This window comes from uncultured Roseobacter sp. (assembly GCF_947493125.1).
GTDB lineage: Bacteria > Pseudomonadota > Alphaproteobacteria > Rhodobacterales > Rhodobacteraceae > Roseobacter.
The window spans coordinates 107096-129982 of record NZ_CANLQB010000004.1; the positions used below are offsets into that span (position 1 = coordinate 107096).

Consider the following 22887-nt stretch of genomic DNA (forward strand, 5'->3'; position numbering starts at 1 on the left):
ACCTCTGCGTTGCACCGGCAGTCAGGGAAGAGGGCATCAGGATGAGCGGGTTACTTGCGTTGCTGGACGATGTCGCGGCCATCGCCAAGGTTGCGGCGGCCTCGGTCGACGATGTGGTGGGGCAGGCGGCCAAGGCTGGCTCGAAAGTTGCGGGGGTGGTTATCGACGATGCCGCGGTCACGCCGAAGTATGTGACCGGTTTCGAGGCCGACCGCGAGTTGCCCATTATCTGGAAAATCACCAAAGGATCTTTGTTCAACAAGCTCATTGTGCTGATGCCCGCGCTGCTGCTGCTCAACGCCTTTGCACCCTGGGTGATCACGCCCTTGTTGATGCTGGGCGGGGCTTACTTATGTTTCGAAGGGGCGGAGAAGGTCTTTCACTGGCTCTTCCCGCATGGCGACGCGCATGTGGAAAAGGACATGTCCGTCGGTGACCCGCTGCATCTGGAAGAGACCCGGGTCAAAGGGGCCATCAAGACGGACTTCATCCTCTCCGCTGAGATCATGACGATCATCCTGTCGAACATCGAGGCGGATAGTTTCTGGTTCGAAGCCGCGACGCTGGCCTTCGCCGGGGTCGCGGTGACGGTGTTCGTCTATGGGGCTGTGGCGCTGATTGTTAAGATGGATGATGTGGGTGTCTGGATGGCTGCCAACGGGCGCACCGGCTCGGGCCGCGCGGTCGGGCGTGGGCTGGTGAAGGGGATGCCGAAGCTTTTGAAGCTGCTGACCATCGTGGGCACCGCCGCCATGCTCTGGGTCGGCGGGTCCATCATCATCCATGGGTTGGATGTGCTGGGGATGCCTTGGCTCTACGATCAGATCCATCACATCGCTGTTGCGGTTTCACCTGAGTCTGGCTTTGGCGCATGGCTCGTGACCGCAATCTTCGATGGCATCTTCGGGTTGGTGCTGGGACTGCTGTTGATCCCTGTGGTGACACGGGTGATTGCTCCGCTTTTTGCTGCTGTGAGCGGCAAGCAGGAGGCGTCGCACTGAACAGCAAGGGCAGGGTGGCCTGAAAGCCCACCCCACCTGCCTGTTCAGATGTCGCTCATTTGATCAGCGATTTCACTTTCGCGGCCACGGCCTCGGCAGTAATGCCGAACTCATCGTAGAGTGTGGCCGCAGGTGCCGAGGCGCCGAAGTCGTGCATGCCGATGAAGCCTGACTTCTCGCGGCGTCCGCGTTCGCCGAAGAGCCAGCGGTCCCAGCCGAAGCGGATCCCGGCCTCCACGGCGACCCTTACGGGACCACCCGGCAGAACACGCTTGCGGTAGGCTTCGTCCTGCTCCTCGAAAAGCTCCCAGCAGGGCATGGAGACGACCCGTGCGCCGATGCCGTCTGCGTGCAGCAGATCGCGCGCTGCCATCGCAATTTCCACCTCGGAGCCGGTGGCCAGCAGGATCGCCTGGCGCTTGCCCTCCGCGTCCGCAAGGACATAAGCACCCTGAGCGGTCAGGTTTTTGGTCTTGTGTTCGGTGCGGACGGTGCTCAGGCCTTGCCGTGTGAGCGACAGGACGGAGGGCGTCTCCTTCGAGGTCAGCGCCAACTCCCAGGCTTCGGCCGTCTCCACCGTGTCCGCGGGACGGAACACATGGGTGTTCGGTGTCGCACGGCTGATCGCCAGATGCTCGACCGGCTGGTGGGTCGGTCCGTCTTCGCCAAGACCAATGCTGTCGTGTGTCATCACAAACACCGTGGGGATCTTCATGAGAGCGGCCAGCCGCATCGCCGGACGCGCGTAGTCAGTGAAACACATGAAGGTGCCGCCGTAGGGGCGGATGCCACCGTGCAGCGCCATCCCGTTCATGGCCGCGGCCATTCCATGCTCGCGTACGCCCCAGTAGACATAACGCCCCGCGCGGTTGTCCACGTCGAAGACGCCGAGGTCGGCGGTTTTGGTGTTGTTCGAGCCCGTGAGGTCGGCGGAGCCGCCCACGTTTTCGGGCATCACGGGGTTGATCACTTCCAGCACCTTCTCGGAACTGGCGCGGGTTGCGAGTTTGGGGGCGGCCTCGGAGGTTTGCTTCTTGAAGGCCTTGATCACCGCGCTGAGCTTCTTCGGCACGCCGCGCGAGTAGGCCCGGTTGAATGTTTCGCGCTTGCCGCGGGGCAGGGTATCAAACCGCTCTTCCCAGGCCCGCCGGGTCTCTGCGCCGCGCGCACCAATGGCCTCCCAGGCGGCCTTCACATCTGCGGGCACTTCAAAGGGGCCGGTCTTCCAGCCATAGGCCTCCTTGGCGGCCAGCAACTGGTCGGGGTCGGTCAGTGCGCCGTGACCCTTGGACGTGTCCTGCGCGGCATGCCCCAGCGCAATATGAGTCTTGCAGGCGACCATCGTGGGCTTGTTGCCCCTTTTGGCCTGGGTCAGAGCCGCATCAATGGCTTCGGGATCATGGCCGTCGATTTCGAGCACGGCCCATCCGGCGGATTTGAAGCGCTGCACCTGATCGGTGCGGTCCGCCAGGGTGACCGGCCCGTCGATGGTGATGTTGTTGTTGTCCCACAGCACGATCAGCTTGCTCAGCTGGTGCCGCCCGGCCAAGGTGATCGCCTCCTGGCTCACCCCTTCCATCAGACAGCCGTCGCCCGCGATCACGTAAGTATAGTGGTCGACCACCTTCTTGCCGTAGGTTGCGCGATGAATTTCCTCCGCCATGGCAAAACCCACGGAGTTCGCGATGCCTTGCCCAAGCGGGCCAGTCGTCGTCTCGATCCCCGAGGCGTGGCCGTATTCAGGATGACCCGCGGTGCGCGATCCCCACTGGCGGAAATTCTTGATCTCCTCCAGGGTCATGTCCTCATAGCCGGTCAGATAAAGCAGCGAATAAAGCAGCATGGAGCCGTGCCCGGCAGACAGGATGAATCGATCCCGGTCCGGCCAATTCGGCTGGGTCGGGTCGAAGCGCAGATGGCTCTCAAACAGCACCGTCGCCACATCCGCCATGCCCATCGGCATCCCTGAATGCCCCGAGTTGGCGGCGGCCACGGCATCGAGTGTCAGAGCGCGGATGGCGGTGGCTTTGGCCCAGTGATCCGGGTGTGCAGTCGCAAGAGCTTTGAGGTCCACGAAGAAGATATCCTTTGTCCGTCAGGCGTGCCCTTGGCGGGCTCTGTTCTGCTGGTCGCGCCAGCGCTTCAGGGCTGCATATCAGCCGCTTCGCAAAGATCAAGGGTGGGTCGGGCGTTTGCGCCCCTCGGTGCTTCAACAGTGTCGGCCAAGCGCTTGATCCCAAAGACGCGCCCATTTGTTGCGGCCTCGGATTAGAGTTAACCTTGATGAAATCCAAGGCGATTCGTCCGTGCCCGGGAGATTTCCGACGCGGGAGGCGCAAGAATGAGGTGGGTATGAGCGAAATCGAAGACTTGCATAGCCGGATTATGGCCGCGATGGATCGTGTCGCGCGCGGATTGGAAGGTCTCGATGCGGCGGGCGGTGCCGATGTGGATGCACTGCAACAGGCGCTGGAGGACGAGAAGACCGCCAATGCTCAGTTGACCGAACGTGTTCGTGTGTTGAGCGAGCGTCAGGAGGACGCGTTGACAGAGGCGCAGTCCAAAGCGGCTGAGGCGGAAAAACGCCTGAAGGCGTTCGACCTGGAACTGCAGCGTTTGCGGCGCGCGAACGCCCAACTGACCGAAGCTTGCGAGGCGTTGCGCGCCGCCAACGCGGAAGGCGTGGGCGAGCCGCATCTGATCAACACCGCCATGATAGCCGAATTGGAGGCTCTGCGTGCGGCGCGGGCGGCGGAGATTGCCGAAGCCGACGAAATCATCGCGGCGCTGACACCACTTCTGGAAACACCCCAGGCCGAAACCGAGGAGGCGAGTTGATGCCCGAAGTCACGATCATGATTGGCGGACGTCAGTTCGATGTGGCCTGCCAGGCGGGTGAGGAGCACTATCTTCAGACGGCGGCCAAGATGCTGGATGACGAAGCGCAGGTGTTGGCCGATCAGGTGGGCCGGATGCCAGAGGCCCGCATGCTTCTGATGGCTGGACTGATGCTGGCGGACAAGACCGCGAGCGTTGAGGACCGCGTCGCCGAGGTGCAGGCCAAGCTCACCGCCTGCGAAGCCGAGTTGGCCAATCTGCGCGAAAGCCGCGCCGAGCCTGAGCGGATTGAGGTGCCCGTGGTGCCGCAGGCAGTGAACGACACCCTGGCAGAGCTGGCCGCACGCGCCGAAGCGTTGGCAGCTTCTGTTGAGGAGAAGGTCAAGGCCTGACAGGTCAAACATGCAGTGCAAAGGCCCGCGCTGTTGTGCGGGCTTTTTTTTGCGACGGCGGTGTCAGAGAACCTGACACCAACCTGCATTTTTTGCAGAAATGTTGTGCTGGGCTCTCGCTGCGCTGCGAGCCTGCTTTGATACCCAACTCGTACAGTCAGGATGCGCTGGTGCCGCAAGGTGGCGCGGTCGGCCTGATCCGCCGCACTTGCAAGACCGCGCCGATAGCGAGTGGGGTGTGATCTATGTTGACGAAGACGGGGCTGGCCTGTGTCTGTGTTGTGCGGTTTGGCGCTTGCGTCCCGCGCGACGGAGCAGGGCCCCGCGCCGATCTGGCTGGATCCGGCTTATTGCGCGCTTGGAAACGCGTCGCGCACAGCAGATGGCGCGCTGGCCACGAGCGCAGCCGCCTCGGGGGTGCAGCCTTGCGAGCCGGGCGACGGATGCTGTGCGGGAGCTATCACCGTTGATGAGCATGTGATCCCGTATGAGCCCTGCGACGCGTGTTCCGACGCGTCGATCACCGTGCTGTGTGTCGGAGGAGCAGGGCGTGATGACTCCTCGTCAACCACGACCGGTCCGGGTGATCGGAATTGTGGACCATCCTCGCCTACGGTCGCCCCGATCTGAGTTGCAAAAAGAAGGGGCCCAGCAGGCCCCTCGTATGGCGTCGGTCGGGACCCATCGGGCCCAAATGTTCATCCGTTGGCTTCGCGGATCTTGTCTGCAGCGTCTTTGTCGAATTGCACACCGTTCTCTTCAAGCAGCGTGTCCAACTCGCCAGAGAGGGTCATCTCGGTGATGATGTCGCACCCACCGACGAATTCCCCCTTCACGTAGAGCTGAGGAATTGTCGGCCAATCGGAGAAGTCCTTGATGCCCTGGCGGATCGCTTCGTCTGCCAGAACGTTCACATCAGAATACTCGATACCCATGTAGTTGAGCACGCCTGCGACACGGCTGGAAAATCCGCATTGGGGCATTTCCTTGGTGCCTTTCATGAACAGGACCACGTCGCTGTTGCTGATGGTGTTCTTGATTTGGCTGTTCGCGTCTGACATCTGTGTGTTCCTTCGTCTCTGAGGGGCCGCTGTGCCGGCCGCACCGATCCTATCCTGTTTCAGTCGGGGGCTCGCGTCGTCAGAGCCAGTGCATGCAACTCTCCGTTGGAGCCGTCCATCTTGCCCTTGAGGGCCGCATAGACCGCGCGCTGTTGTTGCACCCGGTTCTTGCCCCGAAAGCTCTCATCAATGACCATGGCCGCCATATGCACGCCATCCTCGCCCTGGACCTCGATCTTTGCATCGGGAAAGCTGGCGCGCAGCAGGTCTTCGATTTCTTGGGCTTGCATGGGCATGCGGCGGCTCCGTTATGATCTTGACTCAGATGTAAGCGGCGGGACGGACGGGGACAAGATGCCAAATGGTCCATCCTGACAATCGCCCAGGATTCGGGGCAGTTTTGGGCAGACAAGAAAGCCGTCATCGGGAATAGTCCGGTCCGGAGGAGGAATGTGATGGACGTCTTCGAGAATGCACCCGAGCAGGCGCTCGCCTGGCATGACGCCGGACGCGGCGCCGTCCTGGCGACCGTGGTGGAGACATGGGGCTCGGCGCCGCGCCGGATGGGCGCCCAGCTTGTGATCGCGGGGGATGGTGAGATGCAGGGCTCGGTCTCGGGCGGCTGTGTCGAGGGTGCGGTGGTGCTCGAGGCTACGGACGCGTTAGAGGCGGGCGAGCAGCGATTGCTCGAATACGGTGTGAGCGACGGTGATGCCTTCGCCGTGGGGCTCGCCTGTGGCGGTACGATCCGGATTCTTGTCGAGCCGGTGGGCGACGTGCTGCCTGCAGAGGTTCTGCGCGATCTGACGGCGTCGCGCGCTGCGCGGGAGCCGGTTGCCTACGAGGTCAACCTCACCACCGGTGCGCGCCAGCTGGTGCGCGAGGGTTACGCCGACCGTTTCGCCATGGATCGCTCGGGGTTCGAGGCAGAAGGCGCGTTATTCATCGGCATCCACAATCCGCCCCTTAGGCTTGTGATCGTCGGGGCCGTCCACATCGCTCAGGCTCTGGTCCCGATGGCGCGGATCGCCGGCTATGACCCCTACATCGTGGATCCGCGTGCGGCCTTCGGCTCAGAGGCGCGCTTTCCGGGCGAACGCATCGTGTCGGAGTGGCCGGATGAGGCGCTGGAAGAGATCGGCGTCGACAGTCGCACGGCCGTTGTGCTTCTCACCCATGATCCCAAGCTCGATGATCCGGCGCTGTTAATCGCGCTGAGATCCCGGGCATTTTATATCGGCGCTCTGGGGTCCAAGCGGACCCACGCAGCCCGCCTGAACCGGTTGGAGGAGGCCGGCATGACGCCGAAAGCGCTGGAACGCATCCACGGGCCGATTGGTCTGGACATCGGCGCGTCGGGCCCGCCCGAAATCGCGGTCGCGATCCTCTCCGAGATGACGCGCGTGTTGAGGCGCGGGTCGTGAAATTCGGAGCGGTTCCGACGGAGACGGCGGAGGGGGCCATTCTGGCGCATTCGGTATCGCTGGGCTCGGCGGGCCGGCTGCGCAAGGGGCGTGTGCTTGGTCGTGCGGATGTCGCCGCGCTGGCGGCTGCCGGGACCGAAGAGGTCATCGTCGCGCGCTTGGAAGAGGGCGATGTGATCGAAGATGAGGCGGCGCGCCAACTGGCAAAGGCCCTGGTGCCTGATCCGGCCCGCCAGCAGTTGCGCGTGACGGAGCCATTTACCGGGCGTGTCAACCTGCTTGCCGAAGGCCCGGGGGTGGCAATGTTGGACGTCTCGGCGCTGGACGCGGTCAATCGCGTGCATCCGATGATCACCCTGGCAACGGTGCCGGCGCATCAGCAGATGTCGGACGGCGGGATGGTTGCGACGATCAAGATTATCTCCTACGCCGTTCCCGCGGATGCGCTGCAGGAGGCCTGCGCCGTGGCACGTGAGGCCATCCGGCTGGCGCCGCCGATCATTGACACCGTGCGGCTGATCATCACCGAGATCCCCGGCGGGGCTGGAAGCAAGGGGCAGGCGGCGATTGCAAATCGGGTCTCCGCGTTTGGCCTTGAGATGGCACCTGCCGTCATCGTTCCGCACGAGGAGGCGGCGCTCGCGCGCGCGCTGTCAGAGCCCAACGTCGGGCTGACGCTGATCCTGACCGGCTCGGCCACCTCGGATATCGACGACGTGGCGCCCGCAGCCCTGCGCCGGGCGGGGGGGTTGGTGACCCGGTTCGGCATGCCTGTCGACCCCGGCAACCTTCTGTTTCTCGGTGATCTGGGCGCGCAGCCGGTGATCGGTCTGCCGGGATGTGCACGGTCTCCGGCCTTGAACGGGGCCGATTGGGTGCTGGCACGGGTCATGTGCGGAATCGACGTCAGCGACGGCGATATCGCCGCGATGGGGGTTGGCGGTCTGCTCAAGGAAATCCCGACGCGCCCGCAACCACGGGCGGGCAAGACAACGCGCCGAGGTGCGAGTTCCGCCTAGTCCGCGGGCTCAAGCACAAGCCGTTCGGGGAAGGCCGTCATGTCTGCAAAGGTGCAGAAGGCAGGGGAGCGCAAAGGCAATGTCGGAGCTGCGGCGGTCAGTTCCTCCAGAACCGCCTGACATTCCGAGTGCCAGAGTGGCATCATGTCATCGGGCAGCCACTGGATGGGATAGGCGAACGTCATGTGAAAACGATAGGCGTCATGATCGTTGTGGCGATAACCGAAGGGCGTTGTCAGCGCGTCGCGCCATGCGCGCATATGCGCCTCATCCTCAGCGGTCGCACCTGCGAGCACGAGCCCGGTCGGCAGCACGCCGGTCGCGCGCACCGAAAAGTCCGGCAGCGGTGCGAAAGACGCAAGCCGCTCCTCCACAATCGCCGTGACCGCGTCGACGGGCGCGTCTCGGTCCACCCCGTTGGGCCAGGCGTCTGCCGTGCGACGGGTGTCGATCACCCCTTCGAACAGGGTCATGTGCAGACTGCTGACCGGCGTGTAGAGGAACCGCTCCGACCCGGGCAGCATCTGCAGGCGTGCGCGGGCGTCCAAAACCGCCTGATGCGCCGGCACGTTGTGATCCAGATGACAGACCACCGTATTGCCGGGCTCGGGCAGAAAGCGGTCGTGATCGTACCGCTGACCCAAGCGTGCAGGCGGTTCTGAGTTGTTGCGAGCTGCGTATCGGTCGAGGTCGCTGGTTGCCATGAGCGCGGGTCTCTTTCAATTGGTGGCGGATCGGGTGTCTTGCTGGCGTCCGATGCTGTGCCGACCGGGCATTGAAAAAGCGCCCGCTTGGTAGAGCAAGGCGCTTTCGTGATCATCGCCGGTCAGAGGGTCACTTCGGCAGCGGGCCGATAAGCATGACCATCTGGCGACCTTCCATCTTCGGAAAGTTTTCCACGCGACCCTTGTCCTTGGTGTCCTCGGCGACGCGCTCCAGCAGTTCACGACCGAGGTTCTGGTGTGCCATCTCGCGCCCGCGGAATCGCAGCGTGACCTTGACCTTGTCGCCGTTCTCAAGAAACTTGAAGACGTTGCGCATCTTCACATCATAATCATTCGTGTCCGTATTGGGCCGGAACTTGACCTCTTTGATCTCGATGACCTTCTGCTTCTTGCGTGCTTCGCTCTCGCGTTTTTGCTGTTCGTATTTGAACTTGCCGAAGTCCATGATCTTGCACACGGGTGGGTTTGCGTTGGGCGAAATCTCTACCAGATCAAGCCCCGCATCATCGGCCATCGCGAGCGCACGGTCGGGCGAAACAACGCCGACATTCTCGCCATCGGCGCCAATCAGGCGGATTTCAGGGCTTCGGATTTTTTCGTTCACGCGCGGGCCGGTGTCTCTCTGAGGCGGCGCGTTATGGGGTCTGCGAGCGATGATTGTCGTCCTTGAATTGTTGGTAAATATGGGAGGTTAAGTTAACTGGCGGTGGGAGCTTCTTCAAGCCGCAAAATAGGCTGGAATGGGCCGATTGGAACGGTTTTCCCCCTTGATGGTTTTACCTGAGATGCGCAACTGCCATTACCACGCAAAAGTGCGCCCATTGACCGGGCGCCTGCGCGCTACAAAAAGGAAAAATGTGATGCGAAATCTGATCTGGATTCTCCTGGCCGCTGTGATCATCGGAGGTGGCTATTTGCTCTATTCCGGGCAGAACCCCGCAGAGATCGTGCAGCAATCGGCGGAAGCCGTCGAAGAAGCCGAGCCGCTGCAGTCTGCGGAAGAGGCAGTGGGCGAAGCGGTTGACGCCGTGGACGACGCAGCCGCCGCTGTGGCGGAAGCAGCTGGTGATGCCGTGGATACGGCCACCGATGTTGTGACAGACGCCGCCGAAGGGGCTGCAAATCTTGCAGAAGATGCAGCGACTGCGACGGCTGAGGCCGCCAATGATGCGGTCGATGCAGTTGCAGGTGCTGCCGAGACCGCCGTCGATACGACGTCAGAGGCTGCTGAGACTGCAGTTGACAGTGCGGCGGGCGCCGTCGAAACCGCGACCGAAGCCGCTGATGATGCCGTGACAGATGCAGCCGAAGCCACAGAAGACGCCACCGACGCCGTCGCGACCGAAGCTGCTGAGGCGACGGAGCAGGCCGCTGACGCTGCCAATACCCCCGTCGACACGGCGGCGGTCGAAACCGAAGGGGCCTCGTCCGAAACAGCGGCTGCGGTCGACGACGTCAAAGCACCTGAAGCGCTGACGGTCGAGGGGTTCGATTTCGCGAAGGTCTCGGAGATGATCGAGAACTCCGATCTTGGCGCGTCGCAAAAGCTGCTGCTGACCAACGCTGTCCGCGAGGCGGAAGGCAATCCGGAGGTGCTGCAAGCCGCGCTTGAGCAGATCCGCACAGCCCTTGGCGTTCAGTGAATTCGAAAGGCGCCCAGGGGTATACTCCGGGCGCCTCTTGAATGTCCGAATGGATCAGCCTACGAAAGCTTTTTCGACTACATAATGTTTGGGATCTGAATTCGCGCCTTCTTCTAGGCCAAAACCTTCAAGGATCTCCTTGAGGTCGGTATTCAGGCCCATGGAGCCGCAGACCATAGCGCGGTCTGTCTCGGGCGAGATACCGTCGATCCCAAGATCGGCAAAGACCGTGCCATCTTTCAGCAGCGTCGTGATCCGGCCCATCTTCGGGCTGTCTTCCCGCGTGGTCGTCGGATAATAGGTGAGCTTGGCGAGGTTCTCCTCGCCCAGCAGCTCCAGCATCAACTCGTCGGTGCGCAGGTTCTCGATCAACTGACGGCCATACTCCAGCTCCGCCACATCGCGGCAGGTATGGGTGACGATGACCTGATCGTAATCCTCATAGGTTTGCGGATCGCGCAGCAGCGAGGCAAAGGGGGCAAAGCCGGTGCCGGTGGCAAAGAACCACAGCCGCTTGCCCGGCAACAGCGCGTCATGCACCAGCGTGCCTACGGGCTTGGGCCGCAGGATGATCTCATCCCCCGGCTGGATATGCTGCAGCTTGGAGGTCAGCGGGCCGTCCTGCACCTTGATCGAATAGAATTCCAGCTCCTCATCCCAAGAGGGCGAGGCAATGGAATAGGCGCGCAGCAGCGGTTTCTGCTTGCCGGTCTCGGGGTGCGGGTCGCCCATCAGACCGATCATCACAAATTCGCCCGAGCGGAACCTCAGCGAGGCGGGCCGCGTCACGCGGAAGGAAAACAGGCGGTCGGTCCAGTGTTGAACAGCGGTCACGGTCTGCGCATCGGGCAGTGTGGGCACTTTGACGGCGGAAGCTTCGGTCACGGGGGTCTGCTCGGTCATGAATGTGTCAACGCAGGCTTACACCTGCGGCTCCTGATTAGAAAGAGTGGTTGTGGCAGAAAGCGTCAATCAGCCGCGTCGCGCCTCGGGCGCGCCAGACCCACGTAGTCGGGCCTGATAGTTGTGCTGTTGCCAATTGGCGCGGAAAAGCCATTGTTCTTCCGGCTGACGCGCGGCCAGTTCATCGGAGATTTCCACCTCATCAAAGCCAGCGCGCCGCGCCATGGCGTATTGGTCCGCGAGCACGTGCCCCTTGGCGCGCAACCGTCCGGTGAATCCGCGCAGTCGCAGTTGTTTGGCGATGGTGAAGCCACGCCCGTCGGCGGAGGAGGGGAAATCCACGCGGATCATCTGCAATCCGTCGCAGAGCGGGATGTCGGCGGGGTCCGCGTCAGAGGGCACATCCAGCGCGCTGGCGTCATTGGCCGCGTCCAGTGTGACGAACGGGTCGGTCCAGTCATCGGCGCCAAAGCCGGTATCGGTCACAAGGGTGGTCATGAGGAAGCTCCTGTGCGGATCATTTTGCCTTTCACGAAGTGGATGCCACATTCGTCTTTGTCTGAATTGCGCCAGCGGCCCGCGCGGGGGTCTTCGTCAGCGGTCACGGGGGAGGTGCAGGGTGCACATCCGAGAGATGGGTAACCCTTGGCCACCAGCGGGTGACGTGGCAGGCGGTTCTCGGCGATGTAGTCGGCGACATCGCCCGGCTGCCAATAGGCCAGCGGATTGACCTTGATGCGGCTGGTACCTCGCTCGACCTCGAAAAACTCCAAATCGGCACGGCGGCCAGATTGGAACCGCTTGCGTCCGGTGATCCAGCCGCCATGCTGTTCCAGTGCGTTTTGCAAGGGTTGCGTCTTTCGTAAGGCACAGCAGGCATCCGTGTCGCGTTGATGCAGCGTGCCGTCCAGGTCCTGTTGTGCAATCCGGTCACTGCGGATGATCCGCAGATTGCGCAGGCCCAACCGCTCGGCCACCTCCTGTTGATAGACCAGCGTCTCGGCAAAGAGCATTTCGGTGTCGATGAAGATCACCGGAGCATCGCGGTTCACCATCGCCGTCAGATGCAGCAGCGCCACCGACTCCGCGCCAAAGCTGGAGACCAGCGCCAGATCAGGCACCGCCTCAAACCCTGCGCACAGCACATCCGTCGCACTGTGGTGGCGCAGCTGATCGTTCAGGCGCTCCACCACAGCGGTCAGGGCTTGATCTTCCGCCTGGGGAGCAGGGTGATCAAGCGGCATTGGCCTGTGCCTCGGGGTAAAGCGCGGCTTTGAAGGGCGCCAGGCCAAGGCGGCGATATGTCTGCAGGAAGGTCTCGGCTGGCTCTTCACGCAGATCGAGATAGGCCAGCACCAGCCGTTCGATGGCCGGAATGATCTCCTCGGCTGAGAAGCCAGGGCCAGCCCGCTCGCCAATGCTGGCATCTTCGGTGCCGTCACCGCCCAGCGTGATCTGGTAGTTCTCCACACCAGCCCGGTCGAGGCCGAGGACGCCGATGTGGCCCACGTGGTGGTGCCCACAGGCGTTGATGCAGCCCGAGATCTTGATCTTCAGGGGCCCGACATCATGCTCCAGCTTCAGCTCGTCAAAGCGGGTCGCGATCTCTTGCGCTATGGGGATCGAGCGGGCCGTGGCCAGCGCGCAGTAGTCCATGCCGGGGCAGGCGATAATGTCGGAGATCAGGCCGGCATTTGCGGTGCCCAGCCCCTCAGCTTTCAGCGCTGAATAGACCGAAGGCAGGTCGGACTTGTGCACATGGGGCAGGATCACATTCTGCTCGTGGCTGATGCGCAGCTCGTCATGGCCGTAGCGCTTGGCGAGATCCGCCATCAGGCGCATCTGGGCCGAGGTCGCATCGCCCGGCGTCGCGCCATGGGCCTTGAGGCTGATGGTCACGATGGCATAGCCCGGCACGCGGTGCTCGGTCAGGTTGGTATCGGACCACGCACGGAACGCCGGGTAGTGCTGGCGTGCGTCATGATACTCGGTTTCGGGCGCGCTCTTGAACTTGGGTGCAGCGAAATCGGCTTCGATACCCGCAAGCATCTGCTGATCGACACCGGTGAACTGAGGGCGGATCAGGGCATAGCGCTCTTCCACGCGGGCCTTGAAATCATCCAACCCGTTCTCATGCACGGTGATCTTGATGCGCGCCTTGTACTTGTTGTCGCGGCGGCCCAGCAGGTTGTAGACGCTCACGATGGCTTCGAGATAGGGCAGCAGATCTTCGCGCGGCAGGAAGTCCCGGATGATCTTGCCGATCATCGGTGTACGGCCAAGGCCACCACCCACGATGACTTCAAAGCCGATCTGGCCGTCGTGCTCGACCATGCGCAGGCCAATATCATGCGCTTTGGTCACGGCGCGGTCATTGGGCGAGCCTGTCACGGCGACCTTGAACTTGCGCGGCAGGAACTGGAATTCCGGATGGTCGGTGGACCACTGACGGATCAGTTCGGCGACGGGGCGTGGGTCGGCCAGCTCATCGGCTGCGGCACCCGCGAAATGGTCGGCGGTCACGTTGCGGATGGTGTTGCCGGAGGTCTGGATCGCGTGCATCTGCACCTCCCCCAGCGCGTCGAGCATATCCGGCACGTCGCGCAGCTGGGGCCAGTTGTACTGGATGTTCTGGCGTGTGGTGAAGTGGCCATAGCCCTTGTCCCACTTGTCCGCGATGTCAGCCAGCACATGCATCTGACGCGAATTCAGCGTGCCATAGGGGATCGCCACGCGCAGCATATAGGCGTGCAGCTGCAGATAGAGCCCGTTCATCAGGCGCAGCGGTTTGAATTCGTCCTCGGTGAGCGAGCCGTCGATGCGTCGCTCCACCTGTGCGCGGAACTGGGCGTTGCGCTCTTTGATGAAGGCGGTGTCGAAGTCGGTGTAGTTATACATTTGCCTGTTCCTCTTGCTTGCCGTGGGCGTAGTTGGAGGGGCCGGTTGCACGGAAATCTTCGCGGAAGTGGGTGGGTTTTGGGGTCGTGCCGGAGGTATCGACGTCGGCCAGATAGGCGCCAACCACGGTGGCTGTCTGCTGTGCGGCATCGATCAGGCGCAGATCGGCATCGGCCTCATCGGTCAGTACTTCGGCCTCTGCCAGGTTGCGGCTCCATCCCGTGGCGGTCTGGTAGATCACATCGCCCTCAAGCAGAGCATTTGCGGTCACGACTTTGGGGGTAAATGCGCGGGGCATCAGCGCGCCTCCTGTGCTGTGATGGGGGGAGAGTAGGGGTTGTCGGCCTGCACCTGCGCCGCTTCGCGCGGAGCGAGGCCATAGAAGGTGAGCGCGGGGCCGGACATTTCAGCCGCGGCCAGTGCCGTGGGCAGCGCGTCGAGTGTGGTTTCCAGGATGCGTTGTTCGGGGCGGGAGGCGTTTTCGATCACGGTCACCGGGGTGTGCCGGTCCGCGCCGTGCATGATCAGGCGGCCCTGAATAAAGCGCGCGGACTTCTTGCCCATGTAGATCGCGGCGACCTCGCCGGGGCGTGCCAGCGTGGCCCAGTCATGATCAGCGAAGCCTTTCATGTCGTGCCCCGTGAGGAAGCGCACCGAGGCGTTGCGGCCCCGTTTGGTCAGGCTCTGGCCAATCTCGGCCACGGCGGCGGATGCGGCGGTGATGCCGGGCACGATGCTCCAGGCGATGGCGTGGGCCTCCAGCGCGTCGATTTCTTCGTCGAGGCGGCCAAAGACGGTGGCATCGCCGGATTTCAGCCGCACCACCTGCGCGCCTTGCTGCGCGTGCTCGACGATCAGATCGTTGATGGTTTCCTGGGGGGTCGACGGGCCATAAGCCTCCTTGCCCACATTGATCATCACCGCTTCACGGCGGGCAAGTTCGAGGATCGGCTGACTGATCAGCCGGTCATAGATGACCACATCCGCTTCATCCAGAAGGCGGCGCGCCTTCATGGTCAGCAGATCCGGGTCGCCCGGACCGCCGCCCACGAAATGCACATGGCCGGCGCGGGCCTTGCGCGCCAGATGGTCGGTGAGCAGCGTATCGAGTGCGCCTTGAACGGCGGTCTCGCCGCCGGTGATCGCGGCGGGGCCTGCGTTGAAATAATAGTCCCGCCAGAAGTCGCGGCGGGCGCGGCCAAAGGGCAGCGTGTCAGCCGCCTTGCGGAAGGCCTTGCCAATGCGGGCGAGGGGGCCGAGGGCTGCGGGCAGGCGTTCTTCGAGGTCGGCCTTGATGGCGCGTGCAAGCACGGGGGCTGCGCCTTCGGTGCCGATGGCGATGGTGACGGGGTCACGGTCGACGATGGCGGGGGTGATGAACTGGCTGTCTTCGAGGTTGTCGACCACATTGACCAATGCACCGTCGGCGCGGGCAATGGCGGAGGTGCGGGCGTCTTCGGCGTCATCTTCGTCAGCTGCATAGAAGAGTGCGGCGCAGAGCGCATCACCGGGCGCCATGGCGCGCCGGATGAGCGCCAGCTTGCCCGCCTCGGCCCAGGCGATGATCTCTGGCGCGGGGTCTTGCGCAAAGACGGTGATGTGCCCGGCGGTCTTCAACAGCAGCCGCAGTTTGGCCAGCGCAGCCTCTCCACCGCCCGAGAGCACGATGCGGCGGCCCTCTACGCGCAGGAAGATCGGGAAATGGTCCATGGGTCATCGCCTCTTGGTGTTCTGAGCCTCAATATAGGAAAAAGTTCTGCATAAGCGCTAGGTTCTGGTGTTGATAAGGACACACGTTCTGAATTATCTCTGAAGCGGAACATTGGACCAGTAGACGGGGACTTGATGGAATGAGCGTCCGAATAGATGAGATGGACCGGAAAATCCTTGGCGAGCTGCAGCGCGATGCCAGCCAGTCTCTGGATGAAATCGCGGCAAAAGTGGGCTCTTCGAAGACCCCGGTATGGAATCGCATCCGCAAGATGCGCGAGGGCGGGGTGATCGGTCAGCAGACCGTGGTGCTCGATGCGGATGCATTGGGGTTCGAGGCCTGTTTCTTTGTGTTGATCCGCACGTCGGAGCATGAGGCGGAGTGGCAGGCAGCGTTTTTGAAAGCGCTGCGCGACCGCGCGGAAGTGCAGGAAGCGCACCGGCTGGCGGGAGATATCGACTACATCCTTAAAGTGCGGGTGAAGAATGCGCGCGCCTATGACGCCTTCTACCAGACGCTGATCTCGGAAGTGCGGGTGCACAATGTGACGGCGCTGTTGTCGATGGAGGAGATCAAATCCACTACGATGTTACCTTTGTGAGGGCGTGATCCTAAGGCGCGGCTGCGCCGCATTCTTTTTCCGGGCCCGGCGGCGGATCAAAGGGTGACACGCAACCTGTCCAGCCCGTGGAAATGGTAGCTGTTCTGATACTGCGGCGGCTCTGTCAGCCGGAGGTTTGGCGCATGGGCGAAGAGGCGCTGCAATCCGATTTGCAGCTCCAGCCGTGCCAATGGAGCGCCGACGCAGAAGTGCAGCCCGCCGCCGAAGGCCGCGTGTTGGGCCGAGGTGCGCGTTGGGTCGAAACGGTTGGGGTCATCAAAGCGCGCGGGGTCGCGCCCGGCGGCGCCGAGCATCAGGGCGACCTGCTGGCCTTTTGCAAGAGGATGCCCGCCCACGTCGATGTCTTGGTAGGCATAGCGGGTGAACATATGCAGGGGCGGGTCATAGCGCAGCACCTCCTCCACCGTGGCGGCGATGGTGTCGGGCGCCAGGGCTGAGGCTGAGGTGTCATGCTCCAGCAGCGCTTTGACCGCATTGCCCAAAGTATGCACGGTTGCCTCATGTCCGGCGTTCAGCAGCAGGATGCAGGTGCCGACCAGCTCCGCCCGAGAGAGTTTCTCGCCGCCCGCTTCGGCGGCGATCAGATGGGTGATGAGGTCGTCGCGCGGCTGGTGGCGTCGCTCGTCTACATAGCCTGTCAGGAAATTGGTGAAAGCGGCGGCCGCGGCATCAGCGGTGAGCTCGGTCTCATGAGTGCGGCCCGCCTGATACATGGCCACCATCGCGTTGGACCAGCGCAGCAGTTGCTCTGACATTCCCTCGGGCACGCCAAGCAGGCGGGCAATCACGCGCACGGGCAGGGCGGTGCAGAAGGCGGGGATCAGGTCGAACGGCCCGTCCGGCAATCGCGCCAACAGATCGTCGCAGATCGCGTGGATATCTGGCTCTAGCGCCTTGATCCGCCGCGACGTGAAGGCGCGCAGGACAAGGCCGCGCAGACGTGTGTGGTCGGGTGGCTCCAGATCCAGCATCGAGACGCGCTCAACCGCATCGAAATGGGTCAGGTGGGAGGGGGCCTCTGTGCGCTGGTCCTCAAGGACCGCGCGGCCCAGCCGTCGGTCGCGCAGGAGGTTGTGCACGGTGTTGGCATCGAAAACTGCCATCATGCCATAGTCGTCCCAGTATTGGACCGGGTCCTCGGCCAGAACCTGTGCGTAGACCGCGTAAGGGTCCTGAACAAATGCAGGGTCGAGCGGCGATTGCTGGAGCGTCTTTATCATCTTGCCGGTCTCGTTTGGCGTATGATGTGGCGCGTGCATCCTTGGCTCTGGCAGTTATGGATCAACTCGCAGCGAGGGCTTCGATGATTGGTGAGAAATCCTCCGCGCTGAGGCTTGCGCCGCCGACGAGCGCCCCGTCGACATTGTCGAGTGCGAAGATGTCGGTCGCGTTCGCGGGTTTGACCGATCCGCCATAGAGCAGGCGGATGTCTGCTGCATCTTCGCCGAAGCGGGCGCCGAGTTCGGTGCGTATCAGCGCATGCACCTCGGCGATCTGTTCCATCGTCGGGATCTTGCCGGTGCCGATGGCCCAGATCGGCTCATAGGCCACAACGAGGGAGGCCGCGGTGCTGCCATCGGGAACGGAGCCCGCGAGCTGTGTCTTGATAACGTCGAGAGCCTCGCCCGCTTCACGTTGCTCCAGGCTTTCGCCGATGCAGACGATGGCGGTGAGATCGGCCTCATGTGCGGCGCGGGCCTTGGCGGCCACTTGCGCATCGGTTTCTCCATAGGCCTCCCGGCGTTCGGAGTGACCGACGATCACATGGGTCGCGCCGATCTCGGCAATCATCGCGGCGGAATGATCACCGGTAAAGGCGCCCTTGGCCTCGGAATGACAATCCTGTGCGCCGATGAAAATCGGGCTGCCGGCGCTGTTCTGCAGGGCATGGGTCAGCAGTGGCGTGGGTGGACAGAGCAGCACGTCGCACGGGCATTCCGGGTGCTTGAGCTTGAGCTCACTTATCATGTCGAGACCCGGGATCGAGCCGTTCATCTTCCAATTGCCTGCCGCCAGTTTGCGCCGCATTGATCTCTCCTGCGATTGTCTAGGTCGTTGGTAACAGGCGTGCGCACCGGCGGCAATCGACCTGCCGACCTCTGCCATTGTGCGAGCCATGAAAAGCGGCGGGTGAGACGAATTGTGGCACCCTTGGGCTCGGGTCAGACCAGTATCGCCGGAGGCTATCTGACGCGCCGTATCGCAGAGGCCCGCACGCAGCTGACGCCCCCCTGACGACCAGATCTTTGGCAACCGATTGCATGTGCGTGACCTGTCGTTCCCAGATTGCCGAGGAATGTGTTGTGGCGAATTTGTAATACTAAGGAGATTTAGCTATGAAAGCTGATTATTTCCAATGGGTTCGACTTGCCTGTGCGTTTCGACCTTTGCGGCCTCCGCAGATTTCGAGGGCCTTGACGCGGTGCTTAGGAGGAGCCTCAACATCTTCGAAACGAACACCAACTGGCTCAACTTCGGCGGCAACCCGGGTGGGTCGGACCACCAATAGCATGGGAGCTGGCATTTCCTTTGGCATTTTAGGCGCGAAAGCCCGAGGCGGTGCCTAAAGCGGAGCGCTGCCGGATGGCGTGTGGACTGCCTCTGTCGACCTGTCTTCTTTCAACACTCCGATCAGCGAGGCGCAGCGGCGCTGGCGCTGCCGCGACGCCACGTTCAACGGCTGCTACATTCCGATAGAACAGATCCCTTTCGATCTCGTGTGGACCAGCTACAGCGTGACATTCGACATCAGCTGGAGCGATGCAACGGCACACGCCAATGGCTGGGTACAGGAGACATCCTCCGTGCCTTTCGCCATGCGGTGGAGTGAGGTCTACTGGAGCGAACTGCGGTCGATCAGGCCCAGCATTCCGGGGATTTCCGCCTCAATGAACAACTGCAGCCATCAGCTGTGCCACTGCCCGCCGGCCAGTGCTGATGGACGCGGCGCTGCTCGGGCTGGGCCGTTTTGCGCGCAGGCAAGCGTTCAAGAGAAGGAGTGCCGATGTTTGGCGGCAAGACGCGGGTTACTTGGCCGCCAAATCGGTGTCGAACTTGATGGACTCGCCGCAGCCGCAGGCTTCGGTCACATTGGGATTGCGGAACTTGAACCCGCTTTCGAGCAGCGAGGTTTCATAGTCGATTTCGGTCCCGAAAAGGAACATCTGCGCCATGGGCGCGATCATCACCCGCGCGCCGTCCTGCTCGACCACCTCGTCATTGGGGTCGGTCTCTTCGACATACTCCATGGTGTATTCCATCCCCGCGCAGCCGCCTTTCTTGACACCAATGCGCAAGCCGGCGTGCCCTGCCGAGGTCATCAATTTCGAGACCTGCGCGGCGGCCTTCGGGGTGAGAGTAACGGCCTGCTTGCCGGGAATACCAAACATCGCAATGCTCCTTTGCCGACCAATTTAGTCAGTCACGTCCTTGGCGACAAGCGGTCGGGCCGGATTTCCCGCAACTGTTGTCGCGGCGGGAACATCGCGGGTGACGACAGCCCCCGCGCCAATCACCGCATCATCCCCGACGGTCACGCCCGGCAGAAGCAGAGCGCCGCCGCCGATCCAGACATTCCGCCCGATTTCAATGGGTTGCCCAAACTCCAGCCCGGCGTCGCGGGTGGCCGCATCGCGCGGGTGATCGGCTGTCAGGATTTGTGTCATCGGGCCGATCTGGGTCATATCGCCGATCCGGATCGGGCAGACATCGAGCAGCACGCAACCGTAGTTGAGGAAAACATCCGCGCCCAGATGGATGTTGTAGCCGTAGTCCACATAGAAGGGCGCGCGGATGGCGCAGCTTGAGCCTCGGCTGCCAAGCCATTGATCCAAAATTATTTTGCGTGTTTCGCCATCCGATACGATTGTGCCGTTGTAGCTGCGCTGGAGTGTCTGACTGGCCGCACGCTCACGCACAAGCTCCGGGTCACCGGGGCGATAGAGTTCGCCGGCGATCATCTTCTGTTTTTCGCCTGTCATGCAGGGGCTTACATGAAGCCCAGTTCGAGCCGCGCCTCGTCGGACATCATGTCCATGCCCCACGGCGGCTCCCAGACCAGTTCGACGTTGACGTGCTTCACGCCCGGCAGCGGCTCCACCGCGTCGGCGACCCAGCCCGGCATCTCGCCGGCCACGGGACACCCCGGCGCGGTGAGCGACATCTTGATCGCCACCTCGTTTTCGTCATTGATGTCAATGGTATAGATCAGGCCAAGCTCATAGATATTGACCGGAATCTCGGGGTCGTAGACCGTCCGACAGGCCTCCACCACCGGCTCGTAGAGCGGGTGATCGGTCGAGGACGGCGCGATCAGAGGCGCGCCTTCGAGCTGTTCGGATGTGTTGGTCATCGAGGGCCTCGCTGGTTTTTCTTACCTTTTTAGATAGGATTTGCAGCAGGCGGAGTAAAGAGCCGCTTGCACAGAGCTTACCGCAGCGCACGCGCAACGGCTTGGGCCCAAGTGCGGCCCTCTGCCGCGCATATGCCTGAAGTCGCTGCGTTTGGTGGAAAAACCAACGTCGGTATGACGTCGGTATCACGTCGGTATTATGTCGGTGCGCGACGTCGGTGTCCGGGCGAAACGCTGCAAAACACCCGCACGATGACCGCGGGGTTAACCCCGCGGTCGGTGCGGGTTCGGGCTCATACCAAGGAAGTGGTCGCTTTGCGGCGCGCCCTCGGGTTACCCTCTTCGTGTCTAACGGGAGGTAGATGATGCTGGATTCAACAATAAACGATCAGGTCACGGAGTTTCTGGACCGCTTTGGCGCCGCACTGGAAGCGGGGGATGTGGACGCGGCGGCGGAGATGTTCCAGGCCGACAGCTACTGGCGCGATCTGGTGAGCTTCACCTGGAACATCAAGACGATGGAGGGCCGCGAGCAGGTGCGCGACATGCTGGCGGCGCAGCTGGGGTCGACCAAACCCAAGGCGTGGCGGCTGGCCGAGGGAGAGCTGCCCACCGAGGAGGGCGGGATCGTGACCGCCTGGATCACTTTCGAGACGGAGGTGGCGCGCGGCTATGGGCTGGTGCGGCTCAAGGACGGGCTGATCTGGACGCTGCTGACCACGATGGTGGAGCTGAAGGGCCATGAGGAGCCGCTGGGATACGAGCGGCCTCTGGGCGCCAAGCACGGCGCGGGCAAGCACCGCAAGACCTGGAAGGAGGAGATCGAGGAGGAGCGCGCGACCCTTGGCTACAGCAAACAGCCCTATACGGTGATCATCGGCGGCGGGCAGGGTGGCATCGCTCTGGGCGCGCGGCTGCGTCAACTGGGCGTTCCGACAATCATTGTCGAGAAGAATGAGAAGCCCGGCGACAGCTGGCGCAACCGGTACAAGTCGCTCTGCCTGCATGACCCGGTCTGGTACGACCATTTGCCCTATCTGCCGTTCCCGCCGAACTGGCCCGTCTTTGCGCCCAAGGACAAGATCGGCGACTGGCTGGAGATGTACACGAAGATCATGGAGCTGAACTATTGGACCCGCTCCGAGGTTCAGAAGGCGGAGTGGGACGACACCGCCAAGGAATGGATTGTCAAGGTCGACCGCGACGGCGAAGAGGTGGTGCTGCGGCCCAAACAGCTCGTCTTTGCCACCGGCATGTCGGGCAAGGCGAATGTGCCGGAGTTCCCGGGTATGGAGAGCTTCAAGGGCGATCAGCATCATTCCAGCAAGCACCCCGGACCGGACGCCTACAAAGGCAAGAAGGCCGTGGTGATCGGCTCGAACAACTCCGCCCACGACATCTGTGCCGCGCTCTGGGAGAACGATGTGGATGTGACCATGGTGCAGCGGTCAACGACCCATATCGTGCGCTCGGACCCGCTGATGGAGATCGGGCTGGGCGATCTTTACTCCGAGAAGGCGGTGGAAAACGGCGTCACCCACCACAAGGCGGATCTGATCTTTGCCTCGCTGCCCTACAAGATCCTGCATGAGTTCCAGATCCCGGTCTATGAGAAGATCAAGGAGGTGGATGCCGAGTTCTACGCCGGGCTTGAGAAGGCGGGTTTCCAGCTCGACTGGGGCGCGGACGGCTCGGGGCTTTTCATGAAGTACCTGCGGCGCGGCTCGGGCTATTACATCGACGTGGGGGCCTCCCAGCTGATCATCGACGGCAAGGTCAAGCTCAAGGCCGGGCAGGTCACGGAGGTGGTCGAGGACGGGGTGCTGCTCGACGATGGCACCAAGCTGGAGGCGGATGTGATCGTCTATGCCACGGGCTATGGCTCGATGAATGGCTGGGTGGCGGATCTCATCGATCAGGAGACCGCGGACCGGGTCGGCAAGGTCTGGGGCCTGGGCTCGGACACGCCGAAGGACCCGGGGCCCTGGGAAGGCGAGCAACGCAATATGTGGAAGCCCACGCAGGTGGAGAACCTGTGGATGCATGGCGGCAACCTGCATCAGTCGCGGCATTATTCGCAGTTCCTGTCGCTGCAGATCAAGGCGCGGATGGAGGGCATCGACACGCCCGTCTACGGGCTGCAGGAGGTGCATCACACCGGACGGTGACACCTCGGGCGGCGCCCCGCCCGAGGGGCGCGCGCCCGGTGCGAGGCCGGGGCGCCCTGCCGCTCTTTCGGTGACTTGTCGCCGCGGATCCACCGTGGGATGTGGTCTCAGGATGCAGGAGGCGCACGGGG

General features: G+C 62.7%; 24 protein-coding genes. 8 read left to right on the top strand and 16 right to left on the bottom strand.

What is annotated here, in order from left to right; genetic code table 11:
• Nucleotides 1-41 precede the first annotated feature (41 nt).
• The gene (locus Q1A71_RS09655) at nt 42-1001 is read left to right on the top strand and encodes a DUF808 domain-containing protein (protein ID WP_299674669.1); all 960 of its coding nucleotides are present in this window, start codon (nt 42-44) and stop codon (nt 999-1001) included.
• 55 nt (nt 1002-1056) lie between these two features.
• Here Q1A71_RS09655 and tkt read toward each other — a convergent pair whose 3' ends face one another.
• Nucleotides 1057-3075 (bottom strand): transketolase, encoded by a 2019-nt coding sequence (gene tkt / locus Q1A71_RS09660; RefSeq protein ID WP_299674672.1) that lies wholly within the window; start codon nt 3073-3075, stop codon nt 1057-1059.
• Nucleotides 3076-3353: 278 nt separating this feature from the next.
• On the opposite strand from tkt, the gene Q1A71_RS09665 reads away from it, so the two are divergent.
• Nucleotides 3354-3839 carry a hypothetical protein gene (locus tag Q1A71_RS09665; RefSeq protein WP_299674675.1) on the top strand — a complete coding sequence of 162 codons (486 nt, stop codon included), beginning with the start codon at nt 3354-3356 and terminating at the stop codon, nt 3837-3839.
• Nucleotides 3839-4231 carry a cell division protein ZapA gene (locus Q1A71_RS09670; protein WP_299674678.1) on the top strand — a complete coding sequence of 131 codons (393 nt, stop codon included), beginning with the start codon at nt 3839-3841 and terminating at the stop codon, nt 4229-4231. Before Q1A71_RS09665 ends, Q1A71_RS09670 begins: the two co-directional genes overlap by 1 nt.
• 698 nt (nt 4232-4929) lie before the next feature.
• On the opposite strand, the gene grxD is transcribed toward Q1A71_RS09670, so the two are convergent.
• A complete protein-coding gene (grxD, locus tag Q1A71_RS09675) occupies nt 4930-5292 on the bottom strand; it encodes a Grx4 family monothiol glutaredoxin (protein ID WP_299674681.1) in 363 nt (120 codons plus the stop codon).
• Nucleotides 5293-5351: 59 nt separating this feature from the next.
• Nucleotides 5352-5588 carry a BolA/IbaG family iron-sulfur metabolism protein gene (locus Q1A71_RS09680; protein WP_299674684.1) on the bottom strand — a complete coding sequence of 79 codons (237 nt, stop codon included), beginning with the start codon at nt 5586-5588 and terminating at the stop codon, nt 5352-5354.
• 159 nt (nt 5589-5747) lie between these two features.
• Between Q1A71_RS09680 and Q1A71_RS09685 the strand changes: the two genes are divergently transcribed.
• Together Q1A71_RS09685 and Q1A71_RS09690 are read left to right on the top strand one after the other, a co-directional pair.
• Nucleotides 5748-6716: an XdhC family protein gene (locus Q1A71_RS09685; protein WP_299674687.1), complete on the top strand. Its 969-nt coding sequence runs from the start codon at nt 5748-5750 to the stop codon at nt 6714-6716.
• The gene (locus tag Q1A71_RS09690) at nt 6713-7735 is read left to right on the top strand and encodes a molybdopterin-binding protein (RefSeq protein ID WP_299674690.1); all 1023 of its coding nucleotides are present in this window, start codon (nt 6713-6715) and stop codon (nt 7733-7735) included. The genes Q1A71_RS09685 and Q1A71_RS09690 overlap by 4 nt, the downstream gene beginning before the upstream one ends.
• Here the strand turns inward: Q1A71_RS09690 and Q1A71_RS09695 are convergent.
• Nucleotides 7732-8439 carry a DUF1868 domain-containing protein gene (locus Q1A71_RS09695; protein ID WP_299674693.1) on the bottom strand — a complete coding sequence of 236 codons (708 nt, stop codon included), beginning with the start codon at nt 8437-8439 and terminating at the stop codon, nt 7732-7734. The two genes, Q1A71_RS09690 and Q1A71_RS09695, sit on opposite strands and share 4 nt — an antisense overlap.
• A 130-nt stretch (nt 8440-8569) precedes the next feature.
• Complete coding sequence (gene infC, locus Q1A71_RS09700) at nt 8570-9115, bottom strand: translation initiation factor IF-3 (protein ID WP_366140238.1); 546 nt, start codon at nt 9113-9115, stop codon at nt 8570-8572.
• A 205-nt stretch (nt 9116-9320) separates the two neighbouring features.
• Here infC and Q1A71_RS09705 point away from each other — a divergent pair, with 205 nt between their 5' ends.
• Nucleotides 9321-10103 carry a translation initiation factor 3 gene (locus Q1A71_RS09705; protein WP_299674699.1) on the top strand — a complete coding sequence of 261 codons (783 nt, stop codon included), beginning with the start codon at nt 9321-9323 and terminating at the stop codon, nt 10101-10103.
• A 54-nt stretch (nt 10104-10157) separates the two neighbouring features.
• Here Q1A71_RS09705 and Q1A71_RS09710 read toward each other — a convergent pair whose 3' ends face one another.
• The 6 genes from Q1A71_RS09710 to cysG all read right to left on the bottom strand — a co-directional run bounded on the left by Q1A71_RS09710 (nt 10158) and on the right by cysG (nt 15614).
• On the bottom strand, nt 10158-11006 hold the full coding sequence (locus Q1A71_RS09710; RefSeq protein ID WP_299674702.1) for a ferredoxin--NADP reductase: 849 nt from the start codon (nt 11004-11006) through the stop codon (nt 10158-10160).
• 69 nt (nt 11007-11075) lie between these two features.
• Complete coding sequence (locus tag Q1A71_RS09715) at nt 11076-11504, bottom strand: DUF934 domain-containing protein (protein WP_299674706.1); 429 nt, start codon at nt 11502-11504, stop codon at nt 11076-11078.
• Nucleotides 11501-12250, bottom strand: a complete 750-nt coding sequence (locus Q1A71_RS09720; RefSeq protein ID WP_299674709.1) for a phosphoadenylyl-sulfate reductase — start codon at nt 12248-12250, stop codon at nt 11501-11503. The genes Q1A71_RS09715 and Q1A71_RS09720 overlap by 4 nt, the downstream gene beginning before the upstream one ends.
• On the bottom strand, nt 12240-13904 hold the full coding sequence (locus tag Q1A71_RS09725) for a nitrite/sulfite reductase (protein ID WP_299674712.1): 1665 nt from the start codon (nt 13902-13904) through the stop codon (nt 12240-12242). The genes Q1A71_RS09720 and Q1A71_RS09725 overlap by 11 nt, the downstream gene beginning before the upstream one ends.
• Complete coding sequence (locus Q1A71_RS09730) at nt 13897-14202, bottom strand: DUF2849 domain-containing protein (RefSeq protein ID WP_299674715.1); 306 nt, start codon at nt 14200-14202, stop codon at nt 13897-13899. The genes Q1A71_RS09725 and Q1A71_RS09730 overlap by 8 nt, the downstream gene beginning before the upstream one ends.
• A complete protein-coding gene (gene cysG / locus Q1A71_RS09735; RefSeq protein WP_299674719.1) occupies nt 14202-15614 on the bottom strand; it encodes a siroheme synthase CysG in 1413 nt (470 codons plus the stop codon). The genes Q1A71_RS09730 and cysG overlap by 1 nt, the downstream gene beginning before the upstream one ends.
• Nucleotides 15615-15754: 140 nt before the next feature.
• On the opposite strand from cysG, the gene Q1A71_RS09740 reads away from it, so the two are divergent.
• Nucleotides 15755-16216 carry an Lrp/AsnC family transcriptional regulator gene (locus Q1A71_RS09740; RefSeq protein WP_299674724.1) on the top strand — a complete coding sequence of 154 codons (462 nt, stop codon included), beginning with the start codon at nt 15755-15757 and terminating at the stop codon, nt 16214-16216.
• A 56-nt stretch (nt 16217-16272) separates the two neighbouring features.
• On the opposite strand, the gene Q1A71_RS09745 is transcribed toward Q1A71_RS09740, so the two are convergent.
• From Q1A71_RS09745 to Q1A71_RS09765, 5 genes are all read right to left on the bottom strand, one after another.
• A complete protein-coding gene (locus Q1A71_RS09745; RefSeq protein WP_299675701.1) occupies nt 16273-17454 on the bottom strand; it encodes a cytochrome P450 in 1182 nt (393 codons plus the stop codon).
• A gap of 64 nt (nt 17455-17518) precedes the next feature.
• Complete coding sequence (gene tpiA, locus Q1A71_RS09750; RefSeq protein ID WP_299674727.1) at nt 17519-18265, bottom strand: triose-phosphate isomerase; 747 nt, start codon at nt 18263-18265, stop codon at nt 17519-17521.
• 998 nt (nt 18266-19263) lie between these two features.
• Entirely contained in the window at nt 19264-19626 is a 363-nt protein-coding gene (locus tag Q1A71_RS09755; protein ID WP_299674730.1) for an iron-sulfur cluster assembly accessory protein, read from the bottom strand.
• Nucleotides 19627-19650: 24 nt separating this feature from the next.
• Complete coding sequence (locus tag Q1A71_RS09760) at nt 19651-20217, bottom strand: sugar O-acetyltransferase (protein WP_299674733.1); 567 nt, start codon at nt 20215-20217, stop codon at nt 19651-19653.
• Nucleotides 20218-20225: 8 nt separating this feature from the next.
• Nucleotides 20226-20588, bottom strand: coding sequence for an SUF system Fe-S cluster assembly protein (locus tag Q1A71_RS09765; protein ID WP_299674736.1), 363 nt, complete (start codon nt 20586-20588; stop codon nt 20226-20228).
• Nucleotides 20589-20953: 365 nt separating this feature from the next.
• Here Q1A71_RS09765 and Q1A71_RS09770 point away from each other — a divergent pair, with 365 nt between their 5' ends.
• Entirely contained in the window at nt 20954-22756 is a 1803-nt protein-coding gene (locus Q1A71_RS09770; RefSeq protein WP_299674739.1) for an NAD(P)/FAD-dependent oxidoreductase, read from the top strand.
• Nucleotides 22757-22887 lie beyond the last annotated feature (131 nt).